This window comes from Elusimicrobiota bacterium (genome assembly GCA_026388155.1).
Lineage (GTDB): Bacteria > Elusimicrobiota > Elusimicrobia > Elusimicrobiales > UBA9959 > UBA9634.
Map to the genome: position 1 here is coordinate 513553 of JAPLKI010000025.1, position 8896 is coordinate 522448.

Consider the following 8896-nt stretch of genomic DNA (forward strand, 5'->3'; position numbering starts at 1 on the left):
TCGCCATTCGCTATTTGCTATTCACTAGATTTGCTTTAAAATCCTCAGATCGTTCTCGTAAAACACGCGCATGTCGCTTATGCCGAAAAGCAGCATGGCGAAGCGCTCTATGCCGGCTCCGAAAGCGAACCCGCCCCATTGGCGCGGCTCGTAGCCGGTGGCGCGCATTACGTTCGGGTGCAGTATGCCCGCGCCCAAAACTTCTATCCAGCCGGAGCCCTTGCACACCGGGCATTTGCCGCTATGCCCCTTGCAGAACACGCAGGACATTTCCACCTCGGCGCCGGGCTCGACGAACGGGAAATAAGAGGGCATGAACCTCACTTCGACCGACGAACCGAAAAGGTCCTTTATAAAGGCGTCAACGGTCCAGCGCAGATCCGCCATGCTGACATTTTTGTCCACATAAAAACCCTCTATCTGGTGGAACGCGAAAGAGTGGCTGGCATCCACGGCTTCGGAGCGGAAAACCCGACCGGGGTGGAAAACGCGCAAGGGCGGCCTGCGGTCTTTCAAAGTGTGTATCTCGACCGTTGAGGTATGCGTGCGCAGCAGCAGATCTTTGCCGGAGCGGTCTTTCAGGTCCAGATAAAAGGTGTCCTGCATTTCACGCGCCGGATGGTCCGGCGGGAAATTAAGGGCTTCAAAATTGTAATAATCCTCCTCCATAAGGGAGGCATCGGCCATGGAAAACCCTAGTTTTATAAAGGCTTCGGTCAGGCGGTTTATGGTGACTGTGAGCGGATGCAGGCTGCCCTTCGGAAAAGGATAACCCGCCATGGTAAGGTCAAAAGCGGAGGTTTTAAGGCTTATTTTTCCGGCGCAGGTCCCGGCTTTTTTTTCGGCGAGTTTAGCGGCCATGGCGCTTTTTATTTCGTTGCCCATGGCGCCGAGGGTTTTGCGTTCTTCAATGGGAAAATCCTTCAGGTCGCGCAGCAGCAGGCTTAAGTCGCCCTTCCTTCCGAAATAAAGCAGTTCAAGCGCTTCCAGGCCTTCCGCCTTGGCTTCGGCCAAAGCAGAAAAAAAGCTGTCCCTTACAAGGGACAGCTTTCCTTTCCACTGCTCGGGGGTCATTACGAACCTTTAAGGGCGGCCTTGGCAAGTTCCGCTATTTGGGTGAAAGAGTGCGGGTCCTTAATGGCTATCTCGGAGAGCATCTTCCTGTTGATGGTAATGTTGGCTTTTTTGAGGCCGTTCATGAATTTGCTGTAGGACAAACCTTCTTCGCGCACGGCGGCGTTTATCCTGGTTATCCAAAGCTGGCGGGTGGTGCCTTTTTTATCTTTGCGGTGCTCATAAGCGGTGGTAAGGGACTTTTTAACCTGCTGTATCGCCATGCGAAGGCGGTGGCTCTTATCGCTGTAATAACCCTTGCTCAGCTTAAAAAGCCGTTTTTTTCTTTTGTGCCTTGGCACGCTGTATGTTATTCTCATAAAGTTAAAGACCTTTCCGCCCGCCTTTGGCAGGAGTGTATTTCATTTCGCTCAATCGTAAGGAAGATAGCTCTTGAGGATCCTTCCCTCACTTGAATTTTTCTCTTCCACTTTCGCGGTCCTGAGGTTGCGGCCTCTTTTGGCCGACATCCCGACAAGCAGGTGGCGCAACCCGGCTTTCCTGTGCAGCCATTTGCCGGAAGCCGTCCGCTTAAATCTTTTCTTGGAACCGCTGTGACTTTTCATTTTAGGCATAGTTTTACTCTCTCACGTTAATATTATATAAATAATGAAGCCCGTTGGGAATAGGCTATCACTTCGCTGCAGGCGGATTTTGCGGCATCTGCGTCCCCGGCGCCGGAGCGGGCTTAGGGAGAACCGGAACCGTTTTTGCCGCCGGAGCGATCGGGCTCTGGGCCGGTTTCACCGTCTGCGGCGCCGCCGCTGGTTTGGCCGCCTGCGCAGCGGGAACCTGGCCCGGCTTTACGGGCTTCGCGGTAACGGGAGAAAGCATTATGCTCATTCTGTTGCCCATGAGCTGCGGCCGTCCTTCCGCCGCTCCCACCTGGGAAAGCGTCTCTTTTACAGCGGTCAGTATTTGTTCTCCAAGGTTGCGGTGCTGGTTTTCCCTGCCGCGGAATATCACGGTAATGCGCACCTTGTTCTGCTCTTTAAGGAACGCCTCAGCGTGCCTTATTTTAGTGTTCAGATCATTTGAGGCAATGCGGGGATTCAGGCGGATTTCCTTTAAAACCCCGGCTTTCTGTTTTTTCCTGTTTTCCCTTTCCTGCTTATCTTTCTCGTAAAGATACTTGGAAAAGTCCATTATCTTGCAGACTGGGGGGTTGGCGGCCGGCGATATTTCAACCAGGTCAAGACCGGCGGCTCTGGCCATGGCGCCGGCATCCTGGATAAGTTTAATGCCGACCATGGTCCCGTCGCTGGTGATAAGACGCACCTGCGGGGACGTGATATTTCTGTTTACTCTTACTTTTTTATCGTGATACAAACTTTTCCTCCTTACATTAGAGCTGAAGCCTGAAGCACTGAAGTGCTGAAGTTTAAGGCAAATACTGCCTCATGGTTATATTTTACCTTTTTTGCCGGCCGGAAATGATGTTTTTAAGCGCCGTTTAAAACAATCTGTAGAAAACCAGGCCGAACCATTCATTTAAGGCTTTGGCCGGCTTACCGGAACCGGGCAGGTAATCATTGAAATGATATTTCCGCCCCTGCCTCGACTGACGCGCCACGGGAAGCGGAACTATCTGAGCGAAACCGGCTTTTTTGAAAAGGAAAACCGCGCGGCGCATATGATAGGCCGAGGTTAAAAGCAGTATTTTTTTATAACCCTTTTCATCGCAGATCTTTTTTGAAAAAAGCGCGTTTTCGCGGGTATCGCGGGAACTCTCCTCGGTAAACACGGCCCCCGGAGGCACGCCCGACTCCACAAGGTAAAGTTTGTCCGCCGCGGCCTCTGAGCCGCTGGAAAACGGTGCACCGCCGGAAACCAGCAGGGGCAGATGTGTTTTACGGTAAACCTCGGCCGCCGCGCTCATACGCGCGAGGCTTGAGGGCAAAAGTCTTTCTCCAGTTGAAACAGCGGGGGAATTGTCATAAATACCGCCGCCCAAAACGACCACCGCGTCGGCCTTTAAATCGGTTGGAACAGTATAAGCGTTTTCAAGCCCGGCAAAACACAGATCCTCAAAAGGCGCGCTTGAACAAAGCCACATCAGCCCCGCAAGCGCAAAACAAGCCCATGCCGCGCGCCTTGTTCTCTTAAACTGCGCGACGCCCAAAACAGCTACAGCGACAACAAAAATACCCGGCGGCAGTAAAAACGGAGTTATGAGCTTTTTAATAAAAAACATATCTGTGATTTTCGCAACTCCACAGGTAGCCAGGAGTCAGAATTCAGTAGTCAGAATTCTGAATTCTGGCTACTGTATCCTGTCTACCTGAGTAGCAAGAAATTTTCGGATTATTCGGCCCCGCCGCTCTTGATGCGCATGCAGTAGAAAGACCGCCACACGAACACCACGCTGATGGCGAAGAATACGGCGGCCAGCATCCGGTCCACTGCGGGGTCGATAGTAATGGCAAATTCAACGGCAAGTAGCCCGAACAGCGTAGTGAACTTGATAATGGGATTCATGGCCACCGAGGAGGTATCCTTGAAAGGGTCGCCCACTGTATCGCCCACCACGGTAGCGTCATGCAGGGGGGTGCCTTTCATGTTCAGTTCGGTCTCAACAAGTTTTTTGGCGTTATCCCAGGCTCCGCCGGCATTGGCCATAAATATAGCCTGATAAAGCCCGAAAATAGCTATTGATATAAGATAGCCGATGAAGAAGAAGTGGTTCACGCACGCGAAAGCTAGCGTTGAAAAGAACACCACCAAAAAGATATTGAACATCCCTTTTTGGGCGTATTGGGTGCAGATCTCAACCACTTTCTTTGAGTCCTCAACGGACGCCCTTTCGCCGCCACCTTCCAGCTTTATGTTCTTTTTTATGAACTCAACGGCCCTGTAAGCTCCGGTGGTGACAGCCTGCATGGAAGCGCCGGTGAACCAGTAAATTATGGCTCCGCCGGTAATAAGCCCCAGCAGGAATAGCGGGTTAAGTATGGATAAGCCCGCTTCAACCTGGCCGGGGAAGGTTTTGTTCAGCACCTGGATAATGGAGAATATAAGGGTTGTGGCGCCCACCACGGCCGTGCCGATAAGCACCGGTTTGGCGGTCGCCTTGAAGGTGTTGCCCGCGCCGTCGTTCTCTTCCAGGAAACGCTTTGCGTTCTCAAAATCCGGCTCAAAACCGAAGTTTTTCTTTATGTCTTCCTTTATACCGGGGATGGTTTCTATGCTGGAAAGCTCGTAAACCGACTGGGCATTATCGGTCACCGGGCCGTATGAATCCACGGCTATGGTAACCGGGCCCATGCCGAGGAACCCGAAGGCCACCAGGCCGAAAGCGAATATAGCCGGCGATATCATTAACGCGGCCAGGCCGGTGGTAGATACCGCATAGGCCGCAGCCATCAGCGATATTATGACCATGCCCATCCAGTAAGCGCTGAAGTTTCCGGCAACGAGCCCCGAAAGGATATTAAGCGAAGCGCCGCCTTCCTTTGAGGCCGACAGTATTTCCTTAACATGGCCCGAGTTGGTCGAGGTAAACACCTTTACCAGTTCAGGTATTAACGCGCCCGCGATGGTGCCGCAGGTGATAATGGTGGAAAGTTTCCACCAGAGAGTGCCGTCGCCAAGCTCTGGTATCAGCAGGTAGCTCAAGCAGTAGGTCATGGCGATGGAGACCGCCGAGGTAAGCCACACCAGCATGGTGAGCGGGTGCTCAAAATTGAACTTTTTCTGTTCGCTGTACATTCCGTGGGTGATCAAAGTATTGACCCAGTAGGAAAAGGCGCTGGTGACTATCATGCCTACGCGCATCACAAATATCCAGACCAGCAGCTGCACCTGCGAGGCGGCTTGCGGTACTGCCAGCAGTATGAAAGTTATAAGAGCCACGCCCGTGACCCCGTAGGTTTCAAAGCCGTCGGCGGTGGGGCCTACTGAGTCGCCGGCGTTGTCGCCGGTGCAGTCGGCTATTACGCCGGGGTTGCGCACGTCGTCCTCTTTAATTTTGAAAACTATCTTCATCAGATCCGAGCCTATGTCGGCGATCTTGGTAAAAATGCCGCCGGCTATCCTCAAGGCGGCGGCGCCCAGAGATTCGCCTATGGCAAAACCTATGAAGCAGGGCCCGGCATAATCGCCCGGCACGAAAAGCAGAATGAACAGCATTATTACCAGTTCCACGCTTATAAGCAGCATGCCGATGCTCATGCCGGCTTTAAGAGGTATGGCCATGGTGGGGTATGGCAGGCCTTTTAAGCCCGCGAAAGCTGTGCGGGAATTGGCATAGGTATTTATGCGTATGCCGAACCAGGCCACGGAATAACTGCCTAAAATACCTATAATGCTGAAAAGCACTATAATTAAAACTTTTACCGTGTCAAAATGCAGCAGAAAACCGAAATAAACCACCATGATGGCGGCAATAAAAGCCCAGAGCAGAGCTATGAACTTGCCCTGGGTAAAAAGATAGGTCTTGCAGGTTTCATAGATCAGTTCTGAAATATCGCGCATGGACTTATGCACCGGCAGTTTGCCTATCTGCATCGACTGCCAAAGGCCAAAAGCCATTCCAAGCACGCATATTACTAGGCCCAGCATCAAAAGGCTGCGGCCCGGAATTCCAAGAAAAGAAACGCTGGAAAGGTCCGGAATAATAAGATCGGCCTCGCCGGCAAAAGCGACGGGAGCGGAGACAACGAACGAAGCCGCCAAGGCGGCAAAAACAGTCAGTTTGCGCATTATTTTTCCCCTTTATAAAACGTTGCTGCTCCGGCAGACAGAAGTCAGGAGCCAGAATTCAGAATTGCGACTTCTGATCCCTGACTCCTGGATTCCTGCTTCCGGCTACTTGAGTAGTCATTATAAAACTGCTATTTAAACCGCTTTTTCAACCAGAACGGACACACCCGGGCCCATGGTGGAAGCCACGAAAACGGACTGCATATAAACGCCCTTTGAAGAAGACGGCTTGCTTTTAAGCACGGCGTCTATTATGGCATGTACATTTTCCGCAAGGCTGCCTTCAGGGAACGACGCCTTGCCCGCGGGCGCGTGCACTATGCCCTGGGGGTCCGCCTTAAACTCAATGCGTCCGGCCTTTAATTCTTTTACCGTCCTGGCGATATCAAAAGTCACGGTTCCGCTTTTGGGGTTGGGCATAAGTCCGCGGGGGCCAAGCGTTTTACCGAGCTTCGCCGCGTCTTTCATCATGTCGGGAGTCACCACCAGCACGTCAAAGTCCATGAATCCCTTGAAAATTTTCTCTATCAGTTCCGCGCCTCCAACGATGTCCGCGCCCGCGTCCTGGGCTTCTTTGGTCTTCTCGCCCTTGGCGATCACAGCCACGCGTTTGGTTTTGCCGGTGCCGTGCGGCAGGCTTATGACTCCGCGCACCTGCTGGTCGGACTGTTTCACATCTATACCCAGCTTTATGTGCAGTTCCACCGTTTCGTCAAATTTGGCGTTGGCGTTCTTTTTAACTATCGCCACGGCCTCTTCCACCTTGTACTTTTTTGCAAGTTCAAGTCCTTTCTTTACAGCCGCCAGTCTCTTTCCCATTTTATTGTCCTTTGAGGTTTTAGCGCGGGTTACCCGCTCCCTCGTTCAACGACAGCGTATAGCGAATAGCGGTTTAGGGAATATAAGGAAGGAACTCCTTCGCTAACCCCTCGCCGCTAGCCTCTATCCCCTACTCCACGTCCACGCCCATGCTGCGGGCGGTGCCCTTCACCATTTTCATGGCCTGCTTCACATCTTTGGTATTCAGGTCGGGCAGTTTCAGGTTGGCAATTTCCTCAACCTGCTTCAGAGTCAGCTTGCCCACCTTGGTTTTGTTCGCTTCTCCCGACCCTTTGGCAAGACCGGCCGCTTTTTTCACCAGCGCGGACATCGGCGGCATTTTGGTGATGAAGGTAAAAGTCCTGTCTTCAAATACCGTGATCACCACGGGTATCGGGACACCCTGCTCAAGCTTCCTGGTTTTCTCGTTAAACTGCTTGCAGAAATCCATTATGTTGACTCCGTGCTGGCCCAGAGCGGGGCCCACAGGCGGAGCGGGATTGGCCGCGCCCGCCGGAATCTGAAGCTTAATCATCGTCTTTATCTTTTTTACTTTAGCCATATAAATGTTCTCCAATTGTAAGTGTAGAGCAAGATAGTGGATAGTGTAGAGAGTATCAGAGTATTAAGGGAACTCCTTTACTCTACACTATCTACTATCCACTGACCACTTCTCCTAGCCCTTTTCCACCTGAAGGAAATCCAATTCCACCGGGGTTGGGCGGTCAAAAACGGTAACCGTAACTTTCAGCTTCGCTTTTTGATCGTAAACTTCCTCAACCACTCCCATGAAGTGCTTGAAAGGGCCTTCAATAATGCGCACATTTTCACCCTTCTCAAACTGCACCGCGGGCTTGGGTTTCTCTTTACTGGTGGAATTGACAAGTTCCAATATCTGCTGCACCTCGGATTCCTCCATGGGCACCGGCTTGGGGTCACCCAGGAAACCGCTCACGCCCTGTACGCCGCGTATAGCCCAATAGCTATTGTTGTCCAATTCCAGATCCACCAGTACATAGCCGGGGAAAAACTTCCTTTTACGCACTTCTTTTCTGGTGTTCTTTACCTGCATTACTTCTTCGGTGGGAATGAGCACCTGGAAAAGTTTGCCGGTCAGCTCGTTATTATCAATTTTCTGCTGGAGCATTTTCTGAACGCGCTCTTCAAACCCCGTGCGCGTGTGGATGACATACCACGCTTTTGCCATTTAGCGACCTCCGATTATACTTTTTACAAAAACATTCAACCCCATATCGACAAGGCTGACATAAATGGCCACGAGAAGTACAACAAAGCTCACAGCCACCGTGGAACGCACAACGTCTTTCCTGGCAAGCCAGGTAACTTTAGTAAGTTCCTCGTAAACCTCTTTCAGGAAACTTTTTATTTTATTCATAAATCACCTAAATGTTACGTCGGCCAGTGTCTCGGTCGCGGACTGCGCCAGAGGCCCGCGACAGGCCAGTGTCTCCTAAATCTGCACCGGGAGCGGAAGGAATCGAACCCTCAGTTGCGGTTTTGGAGACCGCTGGTTTACCGTTAACCGACGCTCCCAGCAAATTACGGCAGGGTATAGGGGAGAGCGGTTAGGGTAGAGGTTAAGGAATACCTTCCCTAAACCCCTATACGCCAGCCTCTATCCTCTGTTCCTCACCTACGACTTCGTTTCCTTGTGAACTGTCTGTTTGCCGCAGGCTCTGCAGAACTTTTTTACTTCCACTTTATATTCCTGTTTTTTACCGCGGGCAAAGTGATAGTTTTTGTTCTTGCAAACCGAGCAGGCGAGTATAAATGTAATTCTTTCAGCCATAAGTTACAGCAGGGGTTAGGGGAGAGCGTATAGGGGTTAGGAAATGAGTTCTTTGTTTATCCTCTACCCTCGCCGCTATACGCTAGCCCCTGCCCTAATCTCCCTTATTCAATAATCTCAGTGACCACGCCCGCGCCCACAGTGTGGCCGCCCTCGCGGATGGCGTAGCGCAAACCTTTTTCCATGGCTATCGGCGTTATAAGCTCGACCGTGATCTCCGTGTGATCGCCGGGCATTATCATCTCCGCCCCGTCTTTCAGCTGCACCGAGCCCGTAACGTCCGTCGTCCGGAAATAGAACTGCGGCTTATAACCCTTGAAGAACGGCGTATGCCGCCCGCCTTCATCCTTCGTCAGAATGTAGGCCTCGCCCTTGAATTTCTTGTGAGGCGTGCAGGTCTTGGGAGCGGCTATCACCTGCCCGCGCTCCACCTGGTCTTTTTCAATGCCGCGC

12 protein-coding genes and 1 tRNA gene are annotated in these 8896 nt (G+C 51.9%); all 13 read right to left on the bottom strand.

The annotated features are described in order from the left end of the window. Positions 1-24 precede the first annotated feature (24 nt). Entirely contained in the window at positions 25-1074 is a 1050-nt protein-coding gene (pheS, locus tag NTX59_14420) for a phenylalanine--tRNA ligase subunit alpha (GenBank protein ID MCX5786874.1), read from the bottom strand. Next, positions 1074-1433: a 50S ribosomal protein L20 gene (gene rplT, locus NTX59_14425; protein MCX5786875.1), complete on the bottom strand. Its 360-nt coding sequence runs from the start codon at positions 1431-1433 to the stop codon at positions 1074-1076. Before rplT ends, pheS begins: the two co-directional genes overlap by 1 nt. Before the next feature lie 51 nt (positions 1434-1484). Beyond that, positions 1485-1688 carry a 50S ribosomal protein L35 gene (rpmI, locus tag NTX59_14430; protein ID MCX5786876.1) on the bottom strand — a complete coding sequence of 68 codons (204 nt, stop codon included), beginning with the start codon at positions 1686-1688 and terminating at the stop codon, positions 1485-1487. Between the two features lie 58 nt (positions 1689-1746). Continuing rightward, positions 1747-2442, bottom strand: a complete 696-nt coding sequence (gene infC / locus NTX59_14435) for a translation initiation factor IF-3 (GenBank protein MCX5786877.1) — start codon at positions 2440-2442, stop codon at positions 1747-1749. Between the two features lie 124 nt (positions 2443-2566). Next, a complete protein-coding gene (locus NTX59_14440) occupies positions 2567-3307 on the bottom strand; it encodes a YdcF family protein (GenBank protein ID MCX5786878.1) in 741 nt (246 codons plus the stop codon). Between the two features lie 110 nt (positions 3308-3417). Further along, positions 3418-5814, bottom strand: a complete 2397-nt coding sequence (locus tag NTX59_14445; protein ID MCX5786879.1) for a sodium-translocating pyrophosphatase — start codon at positions 5812-5814, stop codon at positions 3418-3420. A gap of 135 nt (positions 5815-5949) precedes the next feature. Further along, the gene (gene rplA / locus NTX59_14450; protein ID MCX5786880.1) at positions 5950-6633 is read right to left on the bottom strand and encodes a 50S ribosomal protein L1; all 684 of its coding nucleotides are present in this window, start codon (positions 6631-6633) and stop codon (positions 5950-5952) included. A gap of 130 nt (positions 6634-6763) precedes the next feature. Further along, positions 6764-7195 (bottom strand): 50S ribosomal protein L11, encoded by a 432-nt coding sequence (gene rplK / locus NTX59_14455; protein ID MCX5786881.1) that lies wholly within the window; start codon positions 7193-7195, stop codon positions 6764-6766. Between the two features lie 114 nt (positions 7196-7309). After that, entirely contained in the window at positions 7310-7840 is a 531-nt protein-coding gene (gene nusG / locus NTX59_14460) for a transcription termination/antitermination protein NusG (GenBank protein ID MCX5786882.1), read from the bottom strand. Beyond that, positions 7841-8029, bottom strand: coding sequence for a preprotein translocase subunit SecE (secE, locus tag NTX59_14465; GenBank protein ID MCX5786883.1), 189 nt, complete (start codon positions 8027-8029; stop codon positions 7841-7843). An 87-nt stretch (positions 8030-8116) separates the two neighbouring features. Then, a tRNA-Trp gene (locus NTX59_14470) sits at positions 8117-8187 on the bottom strand. Positions 8188-8287: 100 nt separating this feature from the next. Then, complete coding sequence (rpmG, locus tag NTX59_14475) at positions 8288-8443, bottom strand: 50S ribosomal protein L33 (GenBank protein ID MCX5786884.1); 156 nt, start codon at positions 8441-8443, stop codon at positions 8288-8290. Positions 8444-8547: 104 nt separating this feature from the next. After that, on the bottom strand, positions 8548-8896 hold a 349-nt coding region (gene tuf, locus NTX59_14480), incomplete at its 5' end, for an elongation factor Tu (protein MCX5786885.1).

What these genes read in the sequence shown, in the direction of transcription:
- rplT (MCX5786875.1), bottom strand. Translation starts at nt 1,433, where the DNA reads ATGAGAATAACATACAGCGTGCCAAGGCACAAAAGAAAAAAACGGCTT.
- secE (MCX5786883.1), bottom strand. Translation starts at nt 8,029, where the DNA reads ATGAATAAAATAAAAAGTTTCCTGAAAGAGGTTTACGAGGAACTTACT.
- rplK (MCX5786881.1), bottom strand. Translation starts at nt 7,195, where the DNA reads ATGGCTAAAGTAAAAAAGATAAAGACGATGATTAAGCTTCAGATTCCG.
- pheS (MCX5786874.1), bottom strand. Translation starts at nt 1,074, where the DNA reads ATGACCCCCGAGCAGTGGAAAGGAAAGCTGTCCCTTGTAAGGGACAGC.
- NTX59_14440 (MCX5786878.1), bottom strand. Translation starts at nt 3,307, where the DNA reads ATGTTTTTTATTAAAAAGCTCATAACTCCGTTTTTACTGCCGCCGGGT.
- rpmG (MCX5786884.1), bottom strand. Translation starts at nt 8,443, where the DNA reads ATGGCTGAAAGAATTACATTTATACTCGCCTGCTCGGTTTGCAAGAAC.
- rplA (MCX5786880.1), bottom strand. Translation starts at nt 6,633, where the DNA reads ATGGGAAAGAGACTGGCGGCTGTAAAGAAAGGACTTGAACTTGCAAAA.
- rpmI (MCX5786876.1), bottom strand. Translation starts at nt 1,688, where the DNA reads ATGCCTAAAATGAAAAGTCACAGCGGTTCCAAGAAAAGATTTAAGCGG.
- NTX59_14445 (MCX5786879.1), bottom strand. Translation starts at nt 5,814, where the DNA reads ATGCGCAAACTGACTGTTTTTGCCGCCTTGGCGGCTTCGTTCGTTGTC.
- nusG (MCX5786882.1), bottom strand. Translation starts at nt 7,840, where the DNA reads ATGGCAAAAGCGTGGTATGTCATCCACACGCGCACGGGGTTTGAAGAG.